Source organism: Bacillus arachidis, assembly GCF_030285945.1.
Lineage (GTDB): Bacteria > Bacillota > Bacilli > Bacillales > Bacillaceae_G > Bacillus_A > Bacillus_A arachidis.
The window spans coordinates 4,784,903-4,811,420 of the sequence record NZ_CP127376.1 but is presented as its reverse complement, the minus strand read 5'-3'; the positions used below and the strand labels follow the sequence as shown (position 1 = coordinate 4,811,420).

The 26,518-nt window shown below is 37.5% G+C and carries 23 protein-coding genes; 18 read left to right on the top strand and 5 right to left on the bottom strand.

Annotated features, from left to right (window positions below; genetic code table 11):
• The first annotated feature begins 218 nt into the window (after positions 1–218).
• The 6 genes from QRY57_RS26425 (at position 219) to QRY57_RS26400 (ending at position 6,304) form a co-directional block, all read left to right on the top strand.
• Positions 219–443, top strand: a complete 225-nt coding sequence (locus tag QRY57_RS26425) for a YuzB family protein (RefSeq protein WP_017153617.1) — start codon at positions 219–221, stop codon at positions 441–443.
• Positions 444–754: 311 nt separating this feature from the next.
• Entirely contained in the window at positions 755–1,810 is a 1,056-nt protein-coding gene (locus QRY57_RS26420; protein WP_286016521.1) for a FecCD family ABC transporter permease, read from the top strand.
• Positions 1,807–2,823 carry a FecCD family ABC transporter permease gene (locus QRY57_RS26415; RefSeq protein ID WP_286016520.1) on the top strand — a complete coding sequence of 339 codons (1,017 nt, stop codon included), beginning with the start codon at positions 1,807–1,809 and terminating at the stop codon, positions 2,821–2,823. Before QRY57_RS26420 ends, QRY57_RS26415 begins: the two co-directional genes overlap by 4 nt.
• A 15-nt stretch (positions 2,824–2,838) precedes the next feature.
• The gene (locus tag QRY57_RS26410; RefSeq protein ID WP_286016519.1) at positions 2,839–3,651 is read left to right on the top strand and encodes an ABC transporter ATP-binding protein; all 813 of its coding nucleotides are present in this window, start codon (positions 2,839–2,841) and stop codon (positions 3,649–3,651) included.
• Between the two features lie 200 nt (positions 3,652–3,851).
• Positions 3,852–4,793, top strand: coding sequence for an ABC transporter substrate-binding protein (locus QRY57_RS26405; protein ID WP_208016639.1), 942 nt, complete (start codon positions 3,852–3,854; stop codon positions 4,791–4,793).
• A gap of 206 nt (positions 4,794–4,999) precedes the next feature.
• Positions 5,000–6,304, top strand: a complete 1,305-nt coding sequence (locus tag QRY57_RS26400) for an HD domain-containing protein (protein ID WP_286016518.1) — start codon at positions 5,000–5,002, stop codon at positions 6,302–6,304.
• A gap of 41 nt (positions 6,305–6,345) precedes the next feature.
• Here QRY57_RS26400 and thmT read toward each other — a convergent pair whose 3' ends face one another.
• Positions 6,346–6,531: a 2-hydroxymuconate tautomerase gene (gene thmT, locus QRY57_RS26395; RefSeq protein WP_001147171.1), complete on the bottom strand. Its 186-nt coding sequence runs from the start codon at positions 6,529–6,531 to the stop codon at positions 6,346–6,348.
• 112 nt (positions 6,532–6,643) lie between these two features.
• On the opposite strand from thmT, the gene QRY57_RS26390 reads away from it, so the two are divergent.
• Both QRY57_RS26390 and QRY57_RS26385 read left to right on the top strand, forming a co-directional pair.
• The gene (locus QRY57_RS26390) at positions 6,644–7,318 is read left to right on the top strand and encodes a site-2 protease family protein (RefSeq protein WP_286016517.1); all 675 of its coding nucleotides are present in this window, start codon (positions 6,644–6,646) and stop codon (positions 7,316–7,318) included.
• 25 nt (positions 7,319–7,343) lie between these two features.
• Positions 7,344–7,853 carry a YwhD family protein gene (locus QRY57_RS26385; RefSeq protein ID WP_026592070.1) on the top strand — a complete coding sequence of 170 codons (510 nt, stop codon included), beginning with the start codon at positions 7,344–7,346 and terminating at the stop codon, positions 7,851–7,853.
• An 80-nt stretch (positions 7,854–7,933) separates the two neighbouring features.
• Here the strand turns inward: QRY57_RS26385 and QRY57_RS26380 are convergent, their stop codons facing one another.
• Both QRY57_RS26380 and QRY57_RS26375 read right to left on the bottom strand, forming a co-directional pair.
• The gene (locus tag QRY57_RS26380; protein ID WP_286016516.1) at positions 7,934–9,985 is read right to left on the bottom strand and encodes a transglycosylase domain-containing protein; all 2,052 of its coding nucleotides are present in this window, start codon (positions 9,983–9,985) and stop codon (positions 7,934–7,936) included.
• A gap of 133 nt (positions 9,986–10,118) precedes the next feature.
• A complete protein-coding gene (locus QRY57_RS26375) occupies positions 10,119–10,844 on the bottom strand; it encodes a glycerophosphodiester phosphodiesterase (RefSeq protein ID WP_026592068.1) in 726 nt (241 codons plus the stop codon).
• Between the two features lie 151 nt (positions 10,845–10,995).
• Here QRY57_RS26375 and QRY57_RS26370 point away from each other — a divergent pair, with 151 nt between their 5' ends.
• The 4 genes from QRY57_RS26370 (at position 10,996) to speB (ending at position 14,772) form a co-directional block, all read left to right on the top strand.
• Positions 10,996–11,403 carry a MerR family transcriptional regulator gene (locus QRY57_RS26370; protein WP_026592067.1) on the top strand — a complete coding sequence of 136 codons (408 nt, stop codon included), beginning with the start codon at positions 10,996–10,998 and terminating at the stop codon, positions 11,401–11,403.
• Between the two features lie 5 nt (positions 11,404–11,408).
• Entirely contained in the window at positions 11,409–12,572 is a 1,164-nt protein-coding gene (locus tag QRY57_RS26365) for an MFS transporter (RefSeq protein WP_026592066.1), read from the top strand.
• Between the two features lie 186 nt (positions 12,573–12,758).
• The gene (gene speE, locus QRY57_RS26360) at positions 12,759–13,586 is read left to right on the top strand and encodes a polyamine aminopropyltransferase (RefSeq protein ID WP_026592065.1); all 828 of its coding nucleotides are present in this window, start codon (positions 12,759–12,761) and stop codon (positions 13,584–13,586) included.
• 313 nt (positions 13,587–13,899) lie between these two features.
• Positions 13,900–14,772: an agmatinase gene (gene speB, locus QRY57_RS26355; protein WP_286016515.1), complete on the top strand. Its 873-nt coding sequence runs from the start codon at positions 13,900–13,902 to the stop codon at positions 14,770–14,772.
• A gap of 351 nt (positions 14,773–15,123) precedes the next feature.
• Here the strand turns inward: speB and QRY57_RS26350 are convergent, their stop codons facing one another.
• Positions 15,124–16,161, bottom strand: coding sequence for a PTS sugar transporter subunit IIC (locus tag QRY57_RS26350; RefSeq protein ID WP_286016514.1), 1,038 nt, complete (start codon positions 16,159–16,161; stop codon positions 15,124–15,126).
• Between the two features lie 233 nt (positions 16,162–16,394).
• Here QRY57_RS26350 and QRY57_RS26345 point away from each other — a divergent pair, with 233 nt between their 5' ends.
• Positions 16,395–16,757, top strand: a complete 363-nt coding sequence (locus QRY57_RS26345) for a YxeA family protein (protein ID WP_286016513.1) — start codon at positions 16,395–16,397, stop codon at positions 16,755–16,757.
• A gap of 25 nt (positions 16,758–16,782) precedes the next feature.
• Here the strand turns inward: QRY57_RS26345 and QRY57_RS26340 are convergent, their stop codons facing one another.
• A complete protein-coding gene (locus QRY57_RS26340) occupies positions 16,783–17,769 on the bottom strand; it encodes a S66 family peptidase (RefSeq protein WP_286016512.1) in 987 nt (328 codons plus the stop codon).
• 204 nt (positions 17,770–17,973) lie between these two features.
• Between QRY57_RS26340 and QRY57_RS26335 the strand changes: the two genes are divergently transcribed.
• The 5 genes from QRY57_RS26335 to QRY57_RS26315 all read left to right on the top strand — a co-directional run bounded on the left by QRY57_RS26335 (position 17,974) and on the right by QRY57_RS26315 (position 26,399).
• Positions 17,974–18,411, top strand: coding sequence for a YwiB family protein (locus tag QRY57_RS26335; RefSeq protein WP_090692665.1), 438 nt, complete (start codon positions 17,974–17,976; stop codon positions 18,409–18,411).
• Positions 18,411–20,081: an arginine--tRNA ligase gene (argS, locus tag QRY57_RS26330; RefSeq protein ID WP_286016511.1), complete on the top strand. Its 1,671-nt coding sequence runs from the start codon at positions 18,411–18,413 to the stop codon at positions 20,079–20,081. The genes QRY57_RS26335 and argS overlap by 1 nt, the downstream gene beginning before the upstream one ends.
• A 1,766-nt stretch (positions 20,082–21,847) precedes the next feature.
• The gene (locus QRY57_RS26325; RefSeq protein ID WP_286016510.1) at positions 21,848–24,550 is read left to right on the top strand and encodes a Cna B-type domain-containing protein; all 2,703 of its coding nucleotides are present in this window, start codon (positions 21,848–21,850) and stop codon (positions 24,548–24,550) included.
• Positions 24,514–24,831: a Cna B-type domain-containing protein gene (locus tag QRY57_RS26320; RefSeq protein ID WP_286017940.1), complete on the top strand. Its 318-nt coding sequence runs from the start codon at positions 24,514–24,516 to the stop codon at positions 24,829–24,831. Before QRY57_RS26325 ends, QRY57_RS26320 begins: the two co-directional genes overlap by 37 nt.
• Positions 24,795–26,399, top strand: coding sequence for a Cna B-type domain-containing protein (locus tag QRY57_RS26315; RefSeq protein WP_286017939.1), 1,605 nt, complete (start codon positions 24,795–24,797; stop codon positions 26,397–26,399). Before QRY57_RS26320 ends, QRY57_RS26315 begins: the two co-directional genes overlap by 37 nt.
• Positions 26,400–26,518: the final 119 nt, after the last annotated feature.

The following is a 26,518-nucleotide window of genomic DNA, read 5'->3' as shown; positions in this document are numbered from 1 at the left end:
GCTTTTAAAAATATGGTAGATTTCGATGGAAGTAAGAAATGGGTGTACGAATGAAGGGCGTTCATAAAGGGAAAAATGAAGGGGGAAGTGAGGCTTCCTATTGTGGGAAATCATAGGAGAAAACTTGCATCAAGCCCCAAAGAACGGTAAAATACCATTTAGTGTTTATTGTTAAATGTACTTGTGAAAAGTTTAAAATAGAGGAAGTGTTATATCAAATGGGAAACGAATTTCGTGTGTGTGATGATTGTCAGGCGACGAACATTAAGACCTTGATACCAAAGCTCAAAAAAGTAGATTCATGTGCCAATATTGAGGTTGGATGTCAATCTTATTGTGGACCAGGTCGTAAAAAATCATTCGCTTTTGTGAATAATCGTCCAGTTGCAGCACCAAATGAAGATGAATTGATTAAGAAAATTGAGGCGAAATTAAATAAGTAAGAAGAAGAGTGAATATTTTACTCTTCTTTTTTTATTGTTAAAATTAAAAATTATTTTGGGATAACGAAATGAAATAAACATGTATGAATGAATAAATTTCATAGTATGGTATTGGTTTGATATTAATTACATTAGTTTTATATTGCAAAATAATGGTTGACAGCTTTTTATAACGGTAGGTAGAATAGAAAGTGTGATTATGAGAATCATTATCAGAATAGGTAGGTAAACCCGATTTTCTTTTTTTTGTTGTTTCTTGAGAATGAATTTCATTTTCTTAAATATATGTTGTTGGTTAGGATGGTTGAGGGATGGAAGCAAGCGCGAGGAATTTTGAGCAACAAGAAGCAAATGTGAAAGAGATTAAGAGCAGACCGCTTATTGCTTCTATTATTTTAATAGCAGGAACAATTTTGTTAGCTTTAAGCATGGCAACCTCAATTTCATTTGGTGCAGCGGATATTAGTTTGAAAACTGTATGGCAAGCTGTCTTTCAGTTTGATGGTTCTTTGACGCATCATAATGTAATCTGGGAGCTGCGCATGCCTAGAGCAATTGGTGGTGTTGTTGCTGGTGCCTTTTTAGCTGTATCAGGTGCAATTATGCAAGGAATGACACGAAATCCACTCGCATCTCCATCATTAATGGGGATTACTGATGGAGCGGTATTTGGAATTGCAATTATGTATGCATTTTTTCCTAATTCACCGTATTTAATGTTTGTTATCGCTTCTTTTGTTGGAGCGGCATTTGGTGCAAGCATTGTATACGGAATTGGCGCTTCTTCACCAGGTGGACTAACACCTGTTAAGTTAGCGTTAGCCGGTGCGGCGATTAGTGCATTACTTGGGGCTATTTCATCTGGAATTGCGTTGTATTTCAATCTTGCTCAAGAAGTAAGCATGTGGAATGCAGGCGGCGTTGCTGGTGTGAAATGGCAGAGTATCGATATGCTACTGCCAATTGGACTTGTTTGTTTCGTTATCGCGATTATGATGTCGAGATATATTACAATCTTAAGTTTCGGTGAAGAAATTGCGATTGGGCTTGGACAAAATACAACATTAATTAAATTTATCGGAACTGTGCTTGTTCTTGTGTTAACGGGTTCAGCGGTATCTATGGCGGGATCTGTTGGATTTGTTGGGCTTGTAATCCCTCATATGACACGTTTTCTTGTCGGTTCAGATTATAGATGGGTTATTCCATGTTCTGCTGTATTAGGCGGATTGTTAATTGAATGTGCGGATATGTTATCTCGTATTATTAATCCGCCGTTTGAAACACCAATTGGGGCGATTACAGCACTAATTGGGGTGCCATTCTTCCTCTACTTAGCGCGTAATGAAGGGAGAGGAAAAATGTGAAGGCAACCGTCTTAACAAAAAAGAACATTTCAGTTTTAACAATTTTATCTTGTTTAATTATTTCAGTATTTCTTTTTAGTTTAAATACAGGAACGTTTAAAATTCCACCAATAGATGTATTAAAATCATTGGTTGGACTTGGTGCGGAAGATCAGTCAGTCATTTTATTCGAGTTTCGTATGCCGCGTATGGTTATTGCTATATTAGTTGGTTCAGCATTAGCTATGTCAGGTGCAATTATGCAAGGATTATCACGAAATCCACTTGCTGATCCTGGAATTATCGGTATTAATGCCGGAGCGGGATTGACAGTTGTCGTTTTCGTATATTTCTTTTTTGGAAAAGTAGGGACCGGTACTCTGTTGTCTGTATTCATTCTGCCATTTTTCGCATTAGTGGGTGCAATAGTAGCGGCAGTCATTATTTATGTATTAGCATGGAAGGACGGCGTTTCATCAACCCGTTTAATACTTGTTGGTATCGCAGTAGCAGCTGGTTTTAGTGCAGTTAGCTTAATTTTTTCAATGAAAATGACATCGAATGATTTCCGTTTTGCAACGATTTGGTTAGCGGGAAGCTTATGGGGAACAGACTGGAAATTCGTATTAAGCGTACTTCCATGGATGCTTATCTTTTTACCAATTGCGATTCGTAAAGCACACGTATTAAATGTAATGAACCTAGGAGATGCAGCGGCGGTTGGGCTTGGTGTAGATGTCGAGAAAGAAAGACGTAAATTATTATTTATCGCTGTTTGTTTAGCCGGGGCATCTGTTGCTGTTGCGGGTGGAATTGGTTTTATCGGTTTAATGGCACCGCATTTAGCAAGGCGCCTCGTTGGTGGAAAGCACCAAATTATGTTGCCGACAGCGGCATTAATTGGAACATTCCTGTTGTTATTTGCAGATCTCATTTCACGAAGCGTATTAACAACATCAGAAATACCAGTCGGTCTTGTTATTTCTGTAATTGGTGCACCATATTTCATTTATTTACTTATGAGAACAAAATAAAGGGAGGCTTTTTGTATGGCAACTTTAGCGGTTGATTCGGTATCTGTTGGCTATAATGAAGGATTAATTATTGATGGATTATCAGTGGAAATTCCAGAAGGGAAAATTACAACAATTATTGGACCAAATGGGTGCGGGAAATCCACATTGTTAAAAACAGCTTCTCGTATTTTGAAAGCAAAGCGAGGTACTGTTTACCTAGATGGAAAAGCAATCGAAAAACAGCCAACAAAAGAAATCGCAAAGAAAATGGCGATTTTGCCACAAACTGCAGAAGTGCCAACTGGTCTTACTGTGTTTGAACTTGTTTCTTACGGCCGCTTTCCTCATCAAAAGGGATTTGGCACATTGAAGGAAGAGGATTACCGTTACATTCACTGGGCGCTTGAAGTGACAGGAATGACAGAATTTGCGAATCGTCCAGCAGAAGCTTTATCAGGTGGTCAACGTCAACGCGTTTGGATTGCAATGGCTCTTGCGCAAGGTACGGATTTACTCGTACTAGACGAACCAACAACATACTTGGATATGGCTCACCAACTTGAAGTACTAAATCTATTGAAAAAATTAAATCAAGAAGAAGGCAGAACGATTGTTATGGTTATTCATGATTTAAATCATGCATCTCGTTTTTCAGATCATATGATTGCACTCAAGGCTGGTAAGTTAATGAAACAAGGAACGCCAGATGAAGTAATGACAGGTGAGACACTTCGTAATGTGTTTGAAATTGAAGCGCAAATCGTCCCATGTCCTGTAAACTGTAAGCCGATTTGTTTAACATACGACTTAATGATGGTTAATAATCAGTTACGTAAGAAAGCATAGACGGAATCTTCCCCTCTTATTTTAATAGAGGGGAGGGATTCTAATGGACGTTGAGCTTCTCATTCAAGGTGGGAAGTTGAACGCCCGTTAGAGCGGGTCATAAACAACGTTTAATAATAATATATTAATTAATAGTTGTATGTGGTTTCTTATAGTTATATGTAACTTATAAGAGAAATACATCCAGAAGGAGTGGAAATATGAAGAAATTCAAAGTGGCATTACTAGCAATGGTACTAGTAGTTACTTCTGTACTATTTGCAGCTTGTTCCTCTGATAAGAAAGAAGAAAAGAAAGCAGATGCGAAGGTTGAAGAGCGCACTGTACAACATGCAAAAGGGGAAATTAAAATTCCTGCAAATCCAAAGAAAATTGCTGACCTTAGTGGTTCAACAGAAGAATTGTTAATCTTTGGTATGAAACCTATTATTACAGCGAATACATCTCAGGAAAAAATTGATGCACATATTGCAGATCAATTAAAAGGTGTAAAACCAGTTGGTTCTGCTTGGGGAGATAAAATTAATATCGAAGCAGTAGCTGCCGCAAAACCTGATTTAATTCTTGTGAACGATCGTCAAGAAAAAATTTATGATCAATTATCTAAAATTGCACCAACAGTTATGCTAAAAACTCCATTAGATCAATGGCGTCCAAAGTTTGAAGAGTTAGGTAAAATCTTCGGTAAAGAAAAAGAAACAACTGCATGGTTTAAGAAATATGATGATAAAGCAAGCGAATTACACGACAAAATCGTTGCAAAAACTGGCGATGCGACATTCATGAAGATGGCTGCATATCCAAATGCATTCCGCGTATACGGTGACTACGGTTACGGTAGTGTACTCTTTAAAGATTTAAAATTACCAGCAGTTAAAGGTACACCAACTGATAAGCCGCTCGTACAAGTACAAAAAGAAGCGCTAATTGATTACAATCCAGACTACTTATTCGTATTCACAACTGGCGATGGTTCTCAGCGCTTAAAAGAATTCCAAGAAGAAACAATTTGGAAAAACATGAATGCTGTTAAGAACAACCACGTATTCACAATTAAGAATGAAGACCTAAACAAAGGGTACTTCCCACTTGGTAAAGAAATGATCCTAGACGAAGTTGCTGAGTTTGTTTTAGGAAAATAATATATAAAGAAAATCACTTTTGCTTTTGCGAAGGTGATTTTTCTTTATATAACAGCAAATTTATCATTTCAACAGAGAAAATCATCTTCTCTAAACAAAGTGAAGTGGAGGGAGTTCAATGATTTACACAGTCTTTCGTTTCTTTCTGTCTCCTATTTCGTTTATAATATAAAGTAAGAATGCAGTAAGGAAGGAGGGTGTCGATATTGGTATATTTAAACGACAAACTCAGCGAAACAAAAGTGTTTAAAGACCCAGTACATAAATATGTACATGTGCGCGATCGCGTCATTTGGGATTTAATCGGAACGAAGGAATTTCAACGTTTGCGCCGTATTAAGCAACTTGGAACGACATTTTTTACATTTCATGGTGCGGAACATAGTCGCTTTACTCATTCATTAGGTGTATATGAAATTATTCGTCGTATGATTGATGATGTGTTTGATGGCAGACCAAATTGGAATGCAGAAGATAGATTGTTATGTTTATGTGCAGCGCTCTTACATGATGTGGGACATGGCCCGTTTTCTCATTCATTTGAAAAGGTTTTTTCATTAGATCATGAGAAGTTTACGCAAAAAATTATTGTTGGTGATACGGAAATCAATGATGTATTAAGCCGTGTAGATCAGGAGTTTCCGCAAAAAGTAGCAGATGTCATTGCAAAAACGTCTGATAATAAATTAGCGATTAGTATGATCTCTAGCCAAATTGATGCGGATCGTATGGATTATTTATTAAGAGATGCCTATTTTACTGGCGTGAAGTACGGGAATTTTGATATGGAACGTATACTCCGTGTTATGCGCCCATACGGAAATCAAGTCGTGATTAAAAATAGTGGTATGCACGCTGTTGAGCATTATATTATGAGTCGCTATCAAATGTACTGGCAAGTATATTTCCATCCAGTAACGCGCAGTGCAGAAGTGATTTTAACAAAAATTTTACACCGTGCAAAAACATTGCATGAGCAGTATTACACATTTAAGTATCATCCTGTGCATTTCTATTCTTTATTTGAAGAAGAAGTAACGGTAGAGGATTATTTAAAGCTAGATGAGAATGTAATGTGTTACTACTTCCAAGTATGGCAAGGTGAGGAAGATCAAATTTTAAGTGATTTATGTCGCCGATTTATGAACCGAAATCTCTTTAAATATGTAGAATTTACAGAAAATCATGGTTTAGATAATTGGATGGAATTAAGCCGTTTATTTAAAAAGATTGGGCTCGATCCAGAGTACTATTTAGTTGTAGATTCAACATCGGACTTACCGTATGACTTTTACCGTGCTGGAGAAGAAGAAGAGCGGCTTCCAATCTTACTTCTTATGCCGAATGGAGATCTCAGGGAGCTTTCACGTGAATCTGATATTGTAGAAGCGATTACAGGTAAGAAGAGAACAGATCAAAAACTCTTCTATCCACATGATTTAATCTATGAAGATGGAAGAAAAGGAAAATATAAAGAAAAAATTATTGAGTTATTAGAAGGAAAGAAATAAGAAGCAGTCATAGGACCGCTTCTTATGAAAGAAACCTGAATTTATTTGTCGCTTAAGCGTTTTCCGCCAACTGCATAATGATTTTTAGACATTTCTTCGATGAAAACAACGATGTTTTCTTCTGGAGCACCGGTTGTTTCGCTTACTGCTGCTGTTACTTTCTCGGCAAGAGCTTTCTTTTGTTCTTCTGTGCGTCCTTCTAGCATTTTCACTGTTACGTATGGCATGTACAATCGCTCCTTTTATGTAAGTTACAATCTTATTATAACGGATTATGAAGAAGAACAATCAGAAAAACAAATATTTTCTTTTTTTGACATAATGAAGAGGAGATGAAGTATGGAGAATTTCTTTGTATATCCACTGCACCAAATACCATTGGTAGCAATGGCTATTATTATTGCATTGTCTGTGCATGAATTTGCGCATGCATATGTTGCATACAAGTTTGGAGACGATACGGCGAAAAGACAGGGACGTTTAACGTTGTCGCCAATGTCTCATTTGGACCCAATTGGGATGATTGCCATATTAATTATTGGATTTGGTTGGGCACGCCCAGTACCTGTTAATCCATATAACTTTAAAAAACCACGTCTTGCTGGTGTTTTAGTATCGATTGCAGGGCCGATTAGTAACCTTATTTTAAGTGCTATAGGCTTAATTATTTGGTACAGCCTGATAAGATTTGGAGTGCTAAATGCTATTCCGTTTGCGGTGGCAGATACATTACGTCAATTCTTTCAAATTTTTATTACTCTCAATATTGTTCTACTTGTTTTCAACCTATTACCGATTCCACCGCTTGATGGATATCGTGTGATTGAAGATTTAGCACCAGCAAATATTCGTGCAAAAATGACGCAATATGAGAGATATGGAGCGATCGCTTTATTGATTCTTGTTATTACACCGCTTGATCGCTATACTATTCAGCCGATCTTCCAAGTGGTAATTCCGCACGTACTAGGTTTTTTAGAAAGTATAATTGCGCCTATATTCGGCCTTATATAGTAAATGAGTGAGGAGGAGTTTACATATGACAGAGAAGAAGAAAAAAATCGGTTTTAATATCGTGAAGAACGATTCGACAGATGGACATGGTGGTTTCGGTGTTGGAGCGCTGAGCTTAGAAAATATTTCACCTGTTTTTGTAGATGTAATGGAACAAAATGCATTTGTTGATATTGGTGCAATGCACGCGCGTAGTACTGTGGAAAAAGGGATTAAGTTTTTAACAAACAAAGATGAAGTTCCAAACGGCAAACCATATTGGCTTGTGTGGGTAACGATTGAGAGAACAGTAAAAGGTGCTTATTATGCAGGTGTAACAGCTTGTGAAATGACAGTTGACCGTGAAATTCGCCGTGGTTATAAATCACTTCCAGAGCACGTAAACAAGATGGATAAATCATTAAAACGTCACATCATGGTTGATCATATGGATGAGCCATCTAAAAAGGTGCTTGGAACATTCTTGAAAGAGCATAATGAAGCAATTTGGAACGAATCTAGTGAAGAATTGCGCCATGCATTATTAGGAGAATAAAGTTAAAGGCTACCAGAGGAATTCCTGGTAGCCTTTATTTTAATATTTTATGTTGTATATTGTCGGAACGTTGCTATGTTTTACCATGGAAAATATCTTTTCCACCAGCTTTCTTTTTTCTTCTCTTTACTAGCCTTCTCGAATTCTTCTTTGTCATCAACATGAGCCATACAATATTCAGTCGGTTCGGTTCCTTTTGTAAAATACATTTTCACAGAAGCAGGACAGCCTTTCGTTGCGATTTTTCCATTTTCGGGATTGATATTTACAGCAATGACGTCACTTGGTTGTTTGAAATCTTTTTTAGGCTGACCGTCTAGCCCATTTTCCATTGTATCGGCCCAAATCTTCTTGGCGTATCCTTGCTCTGCCGGATTTGAGATGGATTTAGGCTGATCGTACCCGACCCAAACACCGGTTACAATTTGCGGAGTAAAGCCAATCATCCAACTATCCGTTTCTGTGGATCCAGATTTCCCTGCGTATGTGCGCGATAGTTTTTGAAGAAGGGATTGTCCTGTAACGGAGGCATAGCCACTCAAATTTTTATTGAACATTCCCGTCATCATCTCTTCCATTACAAACGTATTGTTTTTATCGAGCACCTGTTTACTTTCTAAATGCGCATCATATAAAATGTTTCCTTCGTTATCGACAACGCGGCGAATAAGGGTGGGTTTAACTTGCTTCCCGCCGTTCGCAAACATGCTATACGCACTTACCATTTCAATTGGTTTTACAGGGGAAGTACCAAGTGCAAGAGATGGTACATCTTTTAGTGAACTTGTAATACCAAATTGTTTAGCGGTTTTCGCAAGGGAGTCTTCTCCTAAAAATAAATGTGTTTTCACGGCATATACGTTATCTGATACTGCAAGAGCTTGCGCCATCGTTACAAAATCATCGGCGTAGTAGTCTTTATAATTTTTTGGTTTATATTTAGAAACACCGTCGCCTAATGTAAATACTGTATATTCACTTTTTAAGCGAGTTGCTGGTGTAAATCCTTTTTCAAGTGCAGCGTAATATAGAAACGGCTTAAAGGTGGATCCTGGTTGACGAGATGCTTGAGTCGCTCGGTTAAATTGACTCTCTTTATAATCTTTTCCGCCCACAAGAGCTGCTACTTCTCCTGTTTTCGGATTCATTGAAATAAGAGCCGTTTGTATATTTGTCGTTTCCGGAATCGTATCTTTTACAGCTTGCTCCGCTATTGTTTGTAGCTTCTGATCAAGCGTGGTGTAAATACGAAGTCCACCACGGTGCAATGTTTGTTCATCTAGTCCAACATCGTGAAGAAGCGAGTTTTGCACAGTGTCTTGGAAATAAGGGGCTATTTGTGCTACTTCTTTTGTTTCTAATGAAGCAAACGTAAGCTTCTCTTTTTTTGCAGAGGATGCTTGCCCCTTTGTAATATAACCTTGCTCTACCATTTCATCTAAAATGATTGATTGTCGTGTTTTTGCCCGTTCTTCCTTTAAGTAGGGAGAGTATACACTGGGACCTTTTGGGATACCAGCTAACATACTTGCCTCTGCTAATGTTAAGTCACTAGCAGATTTATTAAAGTAAAGACGAGAAGCGGCTTCAATACCATAAGCACCGTGTCCGTAATAAATCGTATTTAAATACCCTTCTAAAATATGATTCTTGTTGTAATTGACCTCAAGACGAATCGTATATATTGCTTCTAATGCTTTTCGTTTCCAAGTCTTATCATGATCTAAATATAGATTACGGGCGTATTGCTGCGTAATGGTACTAGCACCTTGAACTTTTGCCATTGCTTTTATATCGGCAATGATTGCGCCGATAATTCGTTTTATATCGAAGCCATGATGATCATAGAATCGTTGGTCTTCGATAGAAAGTGTCGCTTTTCTTATATAAGGAGAAATTTGATCAAGAGATACGCTATAGCGTTTTTGTATCCCATTACTTTGTCCCATTACAGTATCATCATTCGCATAAAAGGTGCTTGTTTGCGGAACGACGATGGGGGGCGGCCCCATAATCTTTGCTGCTATGATGATAATAAAAAAAGAAAAAACGAAAAAAAGTACGCATGAAAAAAGTGCGGTGAAGAAAAGACGTTTATATTTTTGAAGTTTTGGATTTACAGTTTGGCCCATCTTTTTCATCCCCTCATCATATACTTTTACCTTGCTATTCAAGGGCAGGAATCCCTCGTTGATTAAAGTTTCACTTTACTAGTATTGAGGGTTTTTTCGTATTTTAAACACAAAACAAAAAAGAGCTCCTTTCTTAAGAAAGGAGCTCAAAAGCACGCATAGGCCAATCTGTAATAATAACATCTACGCCGTAATCAATCATAGTTTGTAAATCTTTATATTCATTGATTGTATAGGGGCGGAATACATAGCCTTGCTGCTGTGCAGTTTGCACAAATTCTTTTGTTAGTAGCTGAAAGTTAGGGTGTAATCCGGCTGCTTCTCTTTTCTTCGCTTCAGCAAGTGGATCGGCAATTGGTTCATCATATAAGATGGCTCTTGGAATTTCAGGTGCGAGTTCTGCAAGAGAAGAAACAGATTCATGATTAAAAGATGAGAATATAATTTGATTAGAAAGATGATATTCACGAACAAGATCCACAACCTTCTCCTCGATATTTGGATAGTGAATTACATCTGTTTTTAGTTCAATGTTTAACTGTAAATTTGTCGTAGATAACCAAATGAATACTTCACGTAAGGTTGGGATTTTCGCTTCGTGGAAAGAAGGGTTTTTATGGCTACCCGCATCAAGAACTTGTAATTCTGCTACTGTTTTTTCAGAGACCAATCCAGTTCCATTTGTTGTACGATCAACAGTTTCATCGTGAATTACAACAAGCTCACCATCTTTCGAAAGGTGAATATCAAGTTCGATGCCGTGGGCACCAACGCGCTCCGCTTCTTGGAAAGCGATCATTGTATTCTCTGGATGTGTACCTTTAACCCCACGATGGGCAAAAATAAGTGGTTGTTTCATTTGAAAATCTCCTTATAAGTTCATTTCTTTCATTATGAAACTGTAGTGAATAAAATACAATCTATATGTCAAACATTTACAAAAACATAACAGTTGCATAAAAGTTAACGTTAACGTAAAATGTAATAATGTGATGGAAGGGGGAATATACATGTATAAGATCGATGAAGTAACAAAGCAAGTTGGTTTAACAAAACGTACACTTCGTTATTATGAGGAAATTGGTTTAATTCATCCACCGGAGCGCAGTGAAGGAAACATTCGCCTTTATACGGATGAGGATATTGTCCGTATTAAAAAGATTGTAGAGGCGAAAGAAGTACTAGGAATCACACTTCAAGAAATGCAGCATTTCTTATCGTTAAAAGAGCGCATGGAGCAAAGACGAAATAGTGACAATCCACGTGATCGCGATGTGATTCGAGAAATTAAGAATATGCTCGAGAAACAAGTACAAACGCTAGATACAAAAATGAAACAAATGGAGCGCGTGAAAGCAGAATTAGAGAATAGTTTAGAGCGTGCAACTAGATTTTTGGATGAAACAAAAGGAGAGTAATGAATATGGAGAGCCAACAAAAATTCGGAAGATTAATTACAGTGTTGGCTACTTTTCTTGCCTTTTCAGGCATCGGAGTAGTCGATCCTATTTTGCCCATTATTGCTGAGAAGATAGGGGCAACACATTGGCAAGTGGAGATGTTATTTACAGCTTATATTTTAACGATGGCAATTATGATGCTGCCAGCTGGTTTATTCGCAGCGCGGTTTGGTGATAAGAGAATGATGACGATTGGTCTCGCAATTGTAACTGTGTTCGCTTTTATATGCGGTGTATCACAAACAATTACACAGTTATCTCTTTTCCGTGCAGGATGGGGATTAGGTAATGCGATGTTCTTCGCAACAGCGATGACATTATTAATTGCACTTAGTAAAGAAGTACATGAAGCGGTTGGTTTATATGAGGCGGCAATCGGTTTAGGGATGGCCGGTGGTCCATTATTAGGTGGTTTACTCGGCGGATATTCTTGGCGTTATCCATTTTTCGCGACAAGTCTTTTAATTTTACTAGCATTTATTCTTGTTTTCTTTTTTGTAAAAGAACCGGAGCGAAAAGTAAAGCGTAAAGCAGCTGGTGTAGGGGAATTACTTAACTTGATTAAATATAAACCGTTTATGCAAGGTGCTATTTCAGGCATGTTATATTATTATGGATTTTTCGTTGTGTTAGCATATTCACCACTTATTATGCATTTATCAGCAATTCAGCTTGGTTTTGTATTTTGTGGATGGGGTTTAGCGCTAGCATACGGATCTGCGATATTAGCACATAAACTGGAAGGTAAATATGAGCCGAAAGCATTGCTACGTTTTAGTTTATTTGTATTTGCGATTTTGTTAATTGCATTATTCTTTGTGAAAGTTATGTGGTTACAAATTGTTCTTATTGTATTATCAGGATTAGCATCTGGACTAAATAACGCTTTATATACAAGCTATGTCATGGATATTTCACCTTATGAAAGATCTATTACATCCGGCGTATACAATTTCGTTCGTTGGCTTGGCGGAGCAATTGCACCAATTTTATCAGGAATTATCGGTCATGCGATTTCACCGCAAAGTCCGTTTTTAGTTGGAGGAATTGTTGTTTTAGTTGGTTGTGTGATGATTTTACTTCCTGTTAAAGAAACTATAAACGCAGAGACAGAAACCCTTTCATAAGAAAGGGTTTTCTTTATTGTTAAATATAGTGTTTTTGCAATTTATGAACGAAAGTAATTTTACCAAAATATATTTTCGGTATTTTTGTACTTTTAACTATACATTTTGTATGTTTTGTTTTATTTTTGTTAGGGGACATTAATGATGTCCCTATTATAAATTTGCAATGAAAGGCGTGATTGTACGATGGAACTATGGTTCACTGAAAAACAAACAAAACATTTTGGAATTACGGCGCGTATTAACCGCACATTACATACGGAGCAAACAGAATTTCAAAAGCTTGATATGGTTGAAACTGAAGAATTTGGAAACATGCTTATTTTAGATGGTATGGTTATGACAACAGAGAAGGACGAGTTTGTGTATCATGAAATGGTAGCGCACGTACCTTTATTTACACATCCAAACCCTGAGAACGTATTAGTTGTTGGCGGTGGCGATGGCGGTGTAATCCGTGAAGTATTAAAGCACCCAAGTGTAAAGAAAGCAACACTTGTTGAAATCGACGGTAAAGTAATCGAGTACTCTAAACAGTACTTACCATCAATTGCGGGTGCTCTAGATAACGAACGTGTTGAAGTGAAAGTAGGAGACGGCTTCTTACACATCGCGGAAAGTGAAAATGAATATGACGTAATTATGGTTGACTCTACAGAGCCAGTAGGACCAGCAGTAAACTTATTTACAAAAGGATTCTATGCTGGAATCTCTAAAGCGTTAAAAGCAGACGGTATTTTCGTTGCTCAAACGGATAACCCTTGGTTTACACCAGAATTAATTTCAACTGTGTTTAAAGACGTTAAAGAAATCTTCCCAATTACACGTTTATACACAGCGAATATCCCAACATATCCAAGTGGAATGTGGACATTTACAATTGGATCTAAAGAACACGATCCATTAGAAGTAAGCGAAGAGCGTTTCCACGAAATTGAAACGAAATATTACACAAAAGAACTGCATAAAGCAGCATTCGTATTACCGAAATTTGTTGGAGACTTACTTAAATAGAAAAGCGGAGGCGGCTTGTTCAGAATAGGAGGCGGATGAAGCTTCAGACGTAGAGGCGATTTTTGCCTCGTAGGAAGAAGCGAAGCCACCGAGTATTCTAGCCGCAGCAGCTGGACAAATAGAAAAGCGGAAGCAGCTCATTCAAGGTGTGCGATAGAACGGACATGCTAGCTGCTGACGCTATTATAATAAAATAATCTTCTATCGCTAAAAGAAGATTGAGGTAAATCGAGAAAGAGGAGTATAGCACTCCAAATTTGAGAAATAATGAAAGGTTGGGATACCTTAAGTTCCACATAAGGAGGAAAAGAATATGCGTTTTGATGAAGCTTATTCAGGTAAAGTATTTATTAAAAGTCATCCAAGTTTTGAAGATGCAGAGGCAGTAATTTATGGGATGCCAATGGATTGGACAGTAAGTTACCGTCCAGGCTCTCGTTTTGGTCCTGCACGTATTCGTGAAGTATCAATTGGACTAGAAGAGTACAGTCCATATTTAGATCGTGAACTAGGAGATGTAAAATATTTTGATGCTGGTGATATTCCGCTACCATTCGGAAATCCACAACGCAGTATAGACATGATTGAAGAATATGTAACAAAACTATTGGATGCCGGTAAGTTTCCACTAGGTCTTGGCGGTGAGCACCTAGTGTCTTGGCCAATTTTTAAGGCAATGGCAAAAAAATATCCGGATTTAGCAATCATTCATATGGATGCTCATACTGATTTGCGCGAGTCATATGAAGGAGAGCCTTTATCTCACTCTACACCAATTCGTAAAGTGTGTGATTTAATTGGTCCGGAAAACGTATATTCTTTCGGAATTCGTTCTGGAATGAAAGAAGAATTCGAATGGGCAAAAGAAGTGGGCATGAACCTATACAAATTTGACGTGTTAGAACCGTTGAAAGAAGTATTACCAAAGCTTGCAGGACGCCCAGTTTATGTCACAATTGACATCGACGTATTAGATCCAGCGCATGCTCCTGGAACAGGAACATTAGAAGCTGGTGGTATCACGTCGAAAGAACTATTAGATTCCATCGTAGCAATTGCAAATTCAAATATAAAAGTAGTTGGAGCAGACTTAGTAGAAGTAGCTCCAGTCTATGATCATAGTGATCAAACACCAATCGCAGCAAGCAAATTCGTGCGGGAAATGCTTCTTGGTTGGGTAAAATAAAAGCGGAAACGGCTCGTTCAGAATGGGAGGGGGATGGAGCTTCAGACGCAGAGGCGACTTTTGCCTCGCAGGAAGAAGCGAAGCCACCGAGCATTCTAGCCGTTGTAGCTAGATAAAAATAAAAGCGGAAACGGCTCGTTCAGAATGGGAGGGGGATGGAGCTTCAGACGTAGAGGCGACTTTTGCCTCGTAGGAAGAAGCGAAGCCACCGAGCATTCTAGCCGATTTGCAGCATCGATATCGACGATTCGACACAACATATCGACCGTTCTTTAAAATTCGAAAACCAGCTGCAAACAATCTGTATTAAAAGAGGAGCTAGTCCCATTTAGTGGGACTAGCTCCTCTTTTTTATGCAACTTTTTCTTCTGTAGAGATTCCGCGAATTTCATCAGCGGAACGAATTGGGTACTTACGGAAAATAATAGTTCCGATGTAACCGATAATTGTGGTAACAATTCCACATAATATAGCTGCAATCGCTACTTTTATTCCATCGTTGAATCCAAAGAGAACAAGGAGTCCTGGAATTGGTGATGCCGTACCGGGTGCATTGTTTACAAGTTGGAATAGGGAGGTAATAATACCAGCAAGTGCACCACCAACAAAGTTTGTTGTATAAATTGGAATTGGATTCGCTGCGACAATATCAGCTTGTGTTAATGGTTCAATTGCGACAGCGATTGTATCTTTCTTTGAACAAATCCTTAAACGTTTAAAGAAAATAAAGTTCATTGGAGCAGAGGCTGCTACTGCAAGACTACCAATAGCCATTGGTAAACCTGTTAAACCAAGCATCGCAGTTAGAGCCATGGAGCTTAATGGAGATGTAGAGATAACTGTGATGAGCCCGCCGAGCATAATCCCCATAATAACCGGGCTTTCTGTAGTTGCGATTGAAATAATGGAACCAATTTTTCCAAGTGTTGCATTTACAACGGGATCCATGAGCATAGCCATTCCGCGTGAAAGTGGTGCTGCAATGAATAAAATTGCAAGGAACTCTACGCCAGCTGGCAATTTTTTCTCGAGGAATTTCACGACAAAGGCACAAACATACCCAGCAAAAAATCCTGGTAAAATACCAAATCCGCTTGTGGCAATACCGATTAAAACAGCGTATACAGGAGATACACCGATTGCGAGTGCCACTAAAATTGCAGCTGCGACACCGCTCATACTACCTGATGCTTGTCCAACCGATTGCAGAAAGCTGTTATGAAACATTTCTCCACCGATATAACGATGAAATGCTTCAATAAGAAAACTTGCAATTGCAGCGTTGGCTAAAGCACCCATTGCTTTCATTCCATAAGGAGCGCGGTAGCTAAACAGTGTGAAAAGAAAAAGTACAACGAGTAGTAGTGCTAAACCTTGTAAGATAGCCATTTGAAAACTGTCTCCTTTTTGATATTTATTATAAAAATTTGTATTATTCAATAATAATACAAAAATTGTTTAAACGGAAAATTTTTTTATTAAGAACATACTACAAACATTTTTCCTTACAATTGTGTAAGGAAAGTGTAATACATTTCAATGGTGTATAGTATGTCCTATTCTGTATAATACAGATATCAATATGTGATTAATCAGAAGGATATATAAATAGGAGGACATGTATGAAATTGGTAATAAAAGTGTTGGCTGTATTTGCCATTATTTTAGGTGGTACGGCGTATTATTTACAAACAAAAACAGAAGGTGTTCAGGCGTTTGTCGATAACTTCTTTTCAAATAAAGAAATACAAGATTATTATGCGGTTATAAATAAGGCCGAGAAAATAGACGATGAATATTTATATACATTAAATGGTTACTCAGAGAACGGGAAACAGCAAACAATTAAAAAGATGGTGAACCATCAATTGCACTCAGGTGATTTTATAAAAATTTACGCGAAAGGCATGCAGGGGAAAGGCTGGGCTGAAGTTTCAAAAGAAGAAATCCCAGAAAGGGCTTTAAAGAAATTACAGAAAGTGTAAAAGGGGCGAATTGTACGCTCCTTTTTTAATGTGTTAAAACTGTAATAGATGTGTTTGTTTGACTAGAAATAATTTCTGCGCGTCCGCCAATTGGGAAAGTGAAAATTGGGGTTGTATGCCCAAAGTTAGCATTTGCAATTACAGGAATATGGGACAGTTCTTGTTTTGAATAAATCATTTCTTGAATATCTTCTATGACAGCTTCAGAATTTTTTTGTAGTCTTCCAAGTACAATGCCTTTTACATGCTCAAAATCTGGTTGTTGGATGAGAGAGTGTAAGTAACGATCGAAAGTCTTAACTGTAGCTTTTCCAGTTAAAGAGTCTTCTTCTAAAAATAATATTTTATCTCGGAAGCTTGGCATATATTTTGTGCCTTGCAACAAATTAAAGGTACTCATATTACCACCAATAATTTTTCCAACTGCTTCACCTTCATGCAAGGAGATATAACCTTCATTTTGGAAGAAAGTTCGCTTTTCTTGATCCGTATACCAAGGGTCATCGCTCCACGTTTCAGCAGGCTGTATTTCTACCGGCTCTTCAGAAGTCATGCATTTTAAAAAGTAATCTATTGTATAATCAAGCCCTTTCTCCATTCCGAATGAAGAGAAGTGGGGACCCGAATATGTAATCAGACCAGTCTTTGCATAAATTGCATTACCTAAAGCAGTAATATCAGAATAACCACATAAAATTTTGGGATTGCTGCCAATTAAGTCGTAATTTATATGGCTCAGTAGCCCGTTGGAATTATATCCTCCAAGTGTTGTTAAGATTGCTTTTACGCTTGGATCAGCGAAAGCTTCGTGAAGGTCATGGATACGGGAAGAAATAGAGGAGGAAGTAAAACGGTCAATTTCTTCCGCGTTTTTTGAAAATGTAACGCGAAATTCCATGGCTGCTAGTCGTTTCATAGCAAGCTTTCGGTTATAGTCTGAAACAATACTTAAACTAGAAGACGGTGAAATAACTCGGATTTCATCTCCCTTTTTTAACTTTGGCGGTATCATTTGCCACATCTCCTTTTAATGAAAGAAAATTTAGATTTGAAAGATATTTTATCATAGGAGATAGATCTTTATAAATTGTTTTTTTGAAACAGGGTTTTCCTGATTTTTCAGCAGACAGACAGAGGTTTTTTTTGATATGATAGAAAAAGTGATTTATTATAAAGTTTATTTAATATCTATAACATGTTGAAAGGTGTGCAAGACGTGGAGAAACAACTTGCAGGCTTGCCAGTACACGTTCATTTCGTAACAGAAATCCGTGAAGGGGCACGAAAGGAGACCGTTGCTTTTGAGGCAAATGGTCAATACTATGTAAAAGGTCAAGGTACATATGTAACGTTTCAAGAGCCGAACGAACAAGGCGAAGTAAAGACAATCATTAAAATTCAAGGTGAACAAGTTCTTATTATGCGTTCAGGTGCTGTTTCGATGCGTCAGACGCATGTGAAAGGTGAATGGACAACTGGTACGTATACGAGTGAGCTTGGTACGTTTGCATTGCAAACGAAAACTGATAACGTTCTTTTTAAATGGTCGGACGAGAAGAAAAAAGGACAACTCTTTTTAACGTACGCATTGCTTCTGGGTGAACAAGAAGCTGGCCGATATACAATTACGATTAATTTGAAGGAGGCAAAATAATGAACTCTTTAGAACAAGTAAAAGAATTGATTAAAGAAGAAATTAAAGCTGCCGTATTAAAAGCAGAATTAGCAACAGAAGAACAAATTCCAAACGTTGTATTAGAATCCCCAAAAGATAAAACACATGGTGATTTCTCTACAAACATGGCAATGCAGCTTGCGCGCGTAGCAAAAAAAGCTCCTCGTATGATTGCAGAAGAATTAATTGCAAACTTCGATAAAGCAAAAGCTTCTATTGAAAAGATTGAAATTGCTGGTCCTGGTTTTATTAACTTCTACATGGATAACAGCTACTTAACAGATCTAATCTCAGCGATTGTTAATGCTGGTGAGGCTTATGGTGAGACGGATACTGGTAAAGGTGAAAAAGTACAAGTTGAGTTCGTATCTGCAAACCCAACAGGTGACCTTCACTTAGGACATGCACGTGGTGCGGCAGTAGGTGATACGTTATGTAACGTATTAGCTAAAGCAGGATATGATGTATCTCGTGAATACTACATCAACGACGCCGGTAACCAAATTCATAACTTAGCGCTTTCTGTTGAAGCTCGTTACATGCAAGCATTAGGTTTAGAAAAAGAAATGCCAGAAGACGGATACCATGGTGGGGATATCATCGGAATCGGACAACGCTTAGCTGAAGAGTTTGGCGACCGTTATGCAAAAGCTGATGAGAAAGAAAGCTATGAATTCTACCGTGAGTACGGTTTGAAATACGAATTAGCAAAACTTCAAAAAGACTTAGAAAGCTTCCGTGTTAAGTTTGATGTATGGTTCTCTGAAACATCACTATACAAAAACGGAAAGATTGATCAAGCTCTTGCAGTATTAAAAGAGCGTGATGAAATATTTGAAGAAGACGGAGCAACTTGGTTCCGTTCTATGACTTATGGTGATGATAAAAACCGTGTATTAATTAAAAATGATGGTTCTTACACATACTTAACGCCAGATATCGCGTATCACCGTGATAAATTAGAGCGCGGATTTGATAAATTAATCAACATTTGGGGTGCTGACCACCACGGCTACATTCCTCGTATGAAAGCTGCAATTCAAGCGCTTGGTTACGATAAAGAGACGTTAGAAGTAGAAATCATCCAAATGGTACAACTATACCAAAATGGTGAAAAAGTAAAAATGAGTAAGCGTACAGGTAAAGCCGTTACACTTCGTGAGCTAATGGAAGAAGTAGGCGTGGACGCAATGCGTTACTTCTTTGCAATGCGCAGCGGTGACTCTCACTTAGACTTTGATATGGACTTAGCGGTATCAAAATCTAACGAAAACCCTGTATACTATGCACAATACGCTCATGCACGTGTATGCAGCATCCTTCGTCAAGGTGAAGAGCTTGGATTAACTGCAAGCGGAGATGTAAACTACAAACTTGTTGCTTCTGAAAAAGAAGTAGACTTACTGAAAAAACTTGGTGAATTCCCAGCGGCAGTTGCTGAAGCAGCGCAAAAGCGTCTGCCACACCGCATTACAAACTATGCGTTTGAATTAGCAGCTACGCTTCATAGCTTCTACAATGCAGAAAAAGTATTAAACCAAGATAACTTAGAATTAAGTAAAGCTCGTTACGAATTAATGCGTGCAGTACGCATCACACTTCAAAATGCATTAGCATTAGTTGGTGTATCTGCGCCAGAGAAAATGTAATAGGAAAAAAGATACCTATTTTTGTTTATAAATGATATACAAGTTGATATAAAACGTCTGATCGGTCTATAGACTGATCAGACGTCAAAGAAAGAAGCACACCGAAAAGTCATATAGGGAGAACCTCACGTATGGCTTAATAACAGGAAGCTGCAACAGAAAAAGAGATGGCAAAGCTATCTCTTTTTCTGTTGCAGTTTTTTACTCTAATGTATGTGACAAAAATATGTTGTGGTGATAAAAGGAAAATAGAAAATCACCAATTAACTATTGCTTTTTTAGAATGATTCTAGAATAATAGGTTGTTGGGGGGTAAATTCATCAAAAAGCCGTACATGTCGTATTAGTTGATGGAATGTTACCAGGAAATGGTGTAATCGTTGTGAATAACATTGTTACAACCATGCGAAACACTAAACTAACACTGCATCTAACCAAGTATCTACACAAATTAGTAATTAATCATGAAAACTTCCAACCTAGTCAAAAAACTAGGGATTTTATGTCTAAAATAGTACATATAGTCCAACTAAAGTTTTCATGATTTGATAAAAATAATGAAAGGATATAAATCTCTCAATTTTGATATTATCATCACTTATATATATAAATTTCTCGATGTTAAAATGTAATGTCACCTTAGAAAAGCTAACGCTTCTTAGCGAGTAAGTGAAATGTATGTATAAGTTCATTTTAATTCTTCGACATAGTCATAGATCTATTAGGCAAATTACTTTTTCTCGACACTCATTTATAGACTCCAAAAATAAAAAGGCTGAATTTCATATTTCCGCATGATTCACATGTAATTAGTTTCCAGTAAAACTCTTTTTTAGTTACCCCCAAAATTCGTTCCATTGTATTCAGATTTGGAGAATAGGACTTTTATCTTCATAGGTAAACAATACTTGGTTCGGAGCGTTTTTAATCATATAGCGCTTATATTGGAACGCTTCTTGTTTTTCTTGTCAGATTGTTTCGGTGTGTAGTTCAGTTGTGTAACGAAACATAAAATGTTTTAACATATGGCTAATTTTACTTCGACTCATGATGACAGAAAACGAAGACATATCTTCAATGACATCCTTTAGAGTACGAGTATCCTAGCACGTTTCACATCCATAACTTTCTTCGGCCGGTGTGCTAAATTCGATTGTACGCTGTACTTCTTGTTATTTTTCAGGAGGATAAGTGTGGAAGGTGGTCAAATGCATATTTACTATGAAGTAGCTTGCTTATACTTGTCCGCACTGAAAACTTTTACGTACTGAGCGATCGTTCCGCGATGGATATGGAGAAGTTTTGAAACCTCTACAGCATAATAAATAAGATGAATGGCGGTCATGAGCTTTATCGTGAATGCTTGTTGAATTGTCTTCTCCTGACTTTGAAGTTGTCCTATGACCTGTTCATGTGTTTTGGTAATTTGAATTCCTTTATCTATTTTTGGTAAACAATATAGACCAGAAATAACACAGTTTGGACATGTTGGAGAAATTAGATGAGCCTATATAAAAAGCAAATTTCAAGTCACTAAGTAATAGAAGAGTTGACAAAGAGAAAAAGATGATAATAGCTATCAAACATATTTAAGGAAAATAGCTTAATGACATTGAATAATAGAATCTTTGTCATAGTATGTTTGTATTAGGATTTATATGCATTCAATTTTATAGGGAGGAATCACACAAAGTATGTATTTAAAAAGAATAACTTCGATTTTTTCGATTATAATGATTTTGATGTTTACTATAGGTCAGAGTTTAATGCCTATAATCGCAAATGCACAAGAGTTAAATACATTAGGACTTGTGGATAGCTTTAAGATTGATAAAACAGATTTACAGAGCGGAGAACTGACCAAAGTAACTGTAAACTTCAGTGAAAAAGATGGAGTTAGGCTGAAACCTGGAGACACATTAACATTAACGCTGCCTCCAGAATTAAGCGGCATGAGTACAACGTTTAATTTAGGTGATTATGGTACTTGTAAAGTAACGTCAGGTACTGTGGTATGTACATTTAATGAAAAAGTAGATGCATATGAAAATATTACAGGGTATTTAAATTTTAGAGTGCAAGCTACTCAAGTAGGAACTGATGAAAAGAAAGAAATTGAAACAAATTTCGGTACAAATGTAGATAAACAAGCTGTAACAATTACCGGCCCAAAAGGTGGTGGTGGTACAGAGCCTGGAGAGGGACCATTTTTTTATAAAACTGGTGATATGCTCTCAGGGGACGATGAAGTACGTTGGTTCTTGAATATAAACCTAAATAAAGAAAAGCTAAGTCGTGATATTGTTGTGTCTGATCGTTTGCAAGAAGGTCAAACACTTAATAAGGATAGTTTCAGGATAGATATTAATAGTGATCTAGGCCGTCAAAATTTATCACTGCAAGAGTTTGAATCTCAAGGTTATGGAAAGATTACGTTTACTAGTGATACCACATTTAAAGTTTTGCTTTATAAGGATAAAGCAAATCTTACCTCCTTTTCGATTGCTTATACAGCTACTATAACGGAAGCCGGAAAGAAGCAAGAATTCTTTAAGAATGATTATACGATTGATTACCAAGTTCTAGACAAAGAACCAGTTACTGATTCAGGTAGTCACTCGGTCGAAAATATGGCAGCTGGTGGTGGTGCTGAAGGTAACCAGGTTCCAAAAGGAAAGCTAAAAATTGTTAAACATATTGAAGGAAATAAAGAAAAAGTAATCCCGAATGTTTCGTTTAAGTTGTATAAAGAGTCTGGTGAACAAGTTGGGGGCGAATATAAAACAAATGAAAAAGGGATAGTTGAAACTCCTAAATTATCACCAGGCAAATATTATGTGCAAGAAGTTTCGGCTCCAGACTATATTGATTTCGATCCTCAGAAAAAAGTAGAGTTTGAAATAAAATCAGATGCTGAAAATGGAGTCGAACTGGATATTCCAAATAAAGTGAAAACTATATCTGTTTCAGGAACGAAGATATGGAATGACAACAACAACAAGTTCAACAAACGCCCAGAAAGCATCACGGTTCAATTGCTTCAAAATGGAACAGAGTTGAAAACACAAGAAGTAAAAGCCGACCAAGCTGGTAACTGGAATTTCAACTTCACAGATCTACCAAAGTACGATGAACAAGGAAACGAGTACAAGTACACAGTAAGTGAAGTAAAAGTAAACGACTACGAAACAAAAGTAGAAGGAACAACGATTACGAACACTTACAAAAATACAGACAAAACAGAACTAAATGGTAAGAAAGTATGGGACGACTACAACAACAAGTTTGGTAAACGCCCAGAAAGCATCACGGTTCAATTGCTTCAAAATGGAACAGAGTTGAAAACACAAGAAGTGAAAGCTGATCAAGCTGGTAACTGGAATTTCAACTTCAAAGATCTACCAAAGTACGATGAACAAGGAAACGAGTACAAGTACACAGTAAGTGAAGTAAAAGTAAACGACTACGAAACAAAAGTAGAAGGAACAACGATTACGAACACTTACAAAAATACAGACAAAACAGAACTAAATGGTAAGAAAGTATGGGACGACTACAACAACAAGTTCAACACACGCCCAGAAAGCATCACGGTTCAATTGCTCCAAAATGGAACAGAGTTGAAAACACAAGAAGTGAAAGCTGACCAAGCTGGTAACTGGAACTTCGATTTCAAAGATCTACCAAAGTACGATGAACAAGGAAACGAGTACAAGTACACAGTAGGTGAAGTAAAAGTAGACGGTTACGAAACAAAGGTAGAAGGAACAACGATTACGAACACTTACAAAAATACAGACAAAACAGAACTAAATGGTAAGAAAGTATGGGACGATTATAACAACAAGTTTGGCAAACGCCCAGAAAGCATCACAGTTCAATTGCTTCAAAATGGAACAGAGTTGAAAACACAAGAAGTGAAAGCTGATCAAGCTGGTAACTGGAACTTCGATTTCAAAGATCTACCAAAGTACGATGAGCAAGGAAACGAGTACAAGTACACAGTAGGTGAAGTAAAAGTAGACGGCTACGAAACAAAGGTAGAAGGAACAACAATTACGAACACTTACAAAAATACGGAAACAACAGAGCTAAGTGGTAAGAAAGTATGGGATGATTACAACAATAAGTTCGGTAAACGCCCAGAAAGCATCACGGTTCAATTGCTTCAAAATGGAACAGAGTTGAAAACACAAGAAGTGAAAGCTGACCAAGCTGGTAACTGGAACTTCGATTTCAAAGATCTTCCGAAGTACGATGAACAAGGAAACGAGTACAAGTACACAGTAGGTGAAGTAAAAGTAGACGGCTACGAAACAAAGGTAGAAGGAACAACGATTACGAACACTTACAAAAACACAGACAAAACAGAACTGAGTGGCAAAAAGTATGGGATGACTACAACAACAAGTTCAACACACGCCCAGAAAGCATTACAGTTCAATTGCTTCAAAATGGAACAGAGTTGAAAACACAAGAAGTGAAAGCTGACCAAGCTGGTAACTGGAACTTCGATTTCAAAGATCTTCCGAAGTACGATGAACAAGGAAACGAGTACAAGTACACAGTAGGTGAAGTAAAAGTAGACGGCTACGAAACAAAGGTAGAAGGAACAACGATTACGAACACTTACAAAAACACAGACAAAACAGAACTGAGTGGCAAAAAGTATGGGATGACTACAACAACAAGTTCAACACACGCCCAGAAAGCATTACAGTTCAATTGCTTCAAAATGGAACAGAGTTGAAAACACAAGAAGTGAAAGCTGACCAAGCTGGTAACTGGAACTTCGATTTCAAAGATCTTCCGAAGTACGATGAACAAGGAAACGAGTACAAGTACACAGTAGGTGAAGTGAAAGTTAAAGACTATGAAACAAAAGTAGAAGGAATAACGATTACGAACACTTACAAGAATACAGAAACAACAGAAGTTAGTGGTAAGAAAGTATGGGACGATTACAACAATAAGTTTGGTAAACGCCCAGAAAGCATCACGGTTCAATTGCTTCAAAATGGAACAGGGTTGAAAACACAAGAAGTGAAAGCTGATCAAGCTGGTAACTGGAATTTCAACTTCAAAGATCTTCCGAAGTACGATGAACAAGGAAACGAGTACAAGTACACAGTAAGTGAAGTAAAAGTAGACGGCTACGAAACAAAGGTAGACGAAACAACGATTACGAACACTTACAAGAATACAGAAACAACAGAAGTTAGTGGTAAGAAAGTATGGGACGATTACAACAATAAGTTTGGTAAACGCCCAGAAAGCATTACAGTTCAATTGCTTCAAAATGGAACAGAGTTGAAAACACAAGAAGTGAAAGCTGATCAAGCTGGTAACTGGAATTTCAGCTTCACGGATCTTCCGAAGTACGATGAACAAGGAAACGAGTACAAGTACACAGTAAGTGAAGTAAAAGTAGACGGTTACGAAACAAAGGTAGACGGAACAACGATTACGAACACTTACAAGAATACAGAAACAACAGAAGTTAGTGGTAAGAAAGTATGGGACGATTACAACAATAAGTTTGGTAAACGCCCAGAAAGTATCACAGTTCAACTACTTCAAAATGGTAAAGAGTTCAAAAACCAAGAAGTGAAAGCTGATCAAGCTGGTAACTGGAATTTCAGCTTCACGGATCTTCCGAAGTACGATGAACAAGGAAACGAGTACAAGTACACAGTAAGTGAAGTAAAAGTAGACGGCTACGAAACAAAGGTAGACGGAACAACGATTACGAACACTTACAAGAATACAGAAACAACAGAAGTTAGTGGTAAGAAAACATGGAAAGACGATAATGCGAAAGAACGTCCAGAAATGATCAAAGTAGACCTACTACAAAATGGTAAAGTAATCGCAACACAAGAAGTAAGCGCAGCAAGTGAATGGAAATATGCGTTTAAAGATTTAGCAGCATATGATGAAAATGGTGTAGCTTACAAGTATGAAGTAAAAGAACAAGCAGTAGACGGATACAAATCTGAAGTAAATGGTTATGACATCACGAATACAAAAATCGTAGATCCAAAAGATCCAAGCACAGATCCAAAAGATCCAAGCACAGATCCGAAAGATCCAAGCACAGATCCAAAAGATCCAAGCGCAGATCCAAAAGATCCAAGCGCAGATCCGAAAGATCCAAACACAAATAACGATTCAAAAGTTCCACCTACTACAGAAAATGATAAGCCGACATTACTTCCTAACACAGGAGGAACATCAGCGGAAATGATTTCAATTCTTGGAGGTATGGTATTGTTCCTTTTAGGTGGAATTCTATTCGCTCGTCAGCGAGTAAAATAATAAAAAAGCGTTAGATTATTGATTACACTGTAATCTGAGTAGTACACAAATTAAAAAATTACTATTGATAGTACTCCCTTTAGGTAGGCATTCAAAAAAACTTCACGATAAGGTGAAGG

What these genes read in the sequence shown, in the direction of transcription:
- QRY57_RS26425 (WP_017153617.1), top strand. Translation starts at nt 219, where the DNA reads ATGGGAAACGAATTTCGTGTGTGTGATGATTGTCAGGCGACGAACATT.
- QRY57_RS26420 (WP_286016521.1), top strand. Translation starts at nt 755, where the DNA reads ATGGAAGCAAGCGCGAGGAATTTTGAGCAACAAGAAGCAAATGTGAAA.
- QRY57_RS26410 (WP_286016519.1), top strand. Translation starts at nt 2,839, where the DNA reads ATGGCAACTTTAGCGGTTGATTCGGTATCTGTTGGCTATAATGAAGGA.
- QRY57_RS26405 (WP_208016639.1), top strand. Translation starts at nt 3,852, where the DNA reads ATGAAGAAATTCAAAGTGGCATTACTAGCAATGGTACTAGTAGTTACT.
- thmT (WP_001147171.1), bottom strand. Translation starts at nt 6,531, where the DNA reads ATGCCATACGTAACAGTGAAAATGCTAGAAGGACGCACAGAAGAACAA.
- QRY57_RS26390 (WP_286016517.1), top strand. Translation starts at nt 6,644, where the DNA reads ATGGAGAATTTCTTTGTATATCCACTGCACCAAATACCATTGGTAGCA.
- QRY57_RS26385 (WP_026592070.1), top strand. Translation starts at nt 7,344, where the DNA reads ATGACAGAGAAGAAGAAAAAAATCGGTTTTAATATCGTGAAGAACGAT.
- QRY57_RS26380 (WP_286016516.1), bottom strand. Translation starts at nt 9,985, where the DNA reads ATGGGCCAAACTGTAAATCCAAAACTTCAAAAATATAAACGTCTTTTC.
- QRY57_RS26375 (WP_026592068.1), bottom strand. Translation starts at nt 10,844, where the DNA reads ATGAAACAACCACTTATTTTTGCCCATCGTGGGGTTAAAGGTACACAT.
- QRY57_RS26370 (WP_026592067.1), top strand. Translation starts at nt 10,996, where the DNA reads ATGTATAAGATCGATGAAGTAACAAAGCAAGTTGGTTTAACAAAACGT.
- QRY57_RS26365 (WP_026592066.1), top strand. Translation starts at nt 11,409, where the DNA reads ATGGAGAGCCAACAAAAATTCGGAAGATTAATTACAGTGTTGGCTACT.
- speE (WP_026592065.1), top strand. Translation starts at nt 12,759, where the DNA reads ATGGAACTATGGTTCACTGAAAAACAAACAAAACATTTTGGAATTACG.
- speB (WP_286016515.1), top strand. Translation starts at nt 13,900, where the DNA reads ATGCGTTTTGATGAAGCTTATTCAGGTAAAGTATTTATTAAAAGTCAT.
- QRY57_RS26350 (WP_286016514.1), bottom strand. Translation starts at nt 16,161, where the DNA reads ATGGCTATCTTACAAGGTTTAGCACTACTACTCGTTGTACTTTTTCTT.
- QRY57_RS26345 (WP_286016513.1), top strand. Translation starts at nt 16,395, where the DNA reads ATGAAATTGGTAATAAAAGTGTTGGCTGTATTTGCCATTATTTTAGGT.
- QRY57_RS26340 (WP_286016512.1), bottom strand. Translation starts at nt 17,769, where the DNA reads ATGATACCGCCAAAGTTAAAAAAGGGAGATGAAATCCGAGTTATTTCA.
- argS (WP_286016511.1), top strand. Translation starts at nt 18,411, where the DNA reads ATGAACTCTTTAGAACAAGTAAAAGAATTGATTAAAGAAGAAATTAAA.
- QRY57_RS26325 (WP_286016510.1), top strand. Translation starts at nt 21,848, where the DNA reads ATGCCTATAATCGCAAATGCACAAGAGTTAAATACATTAGGACTTGTG.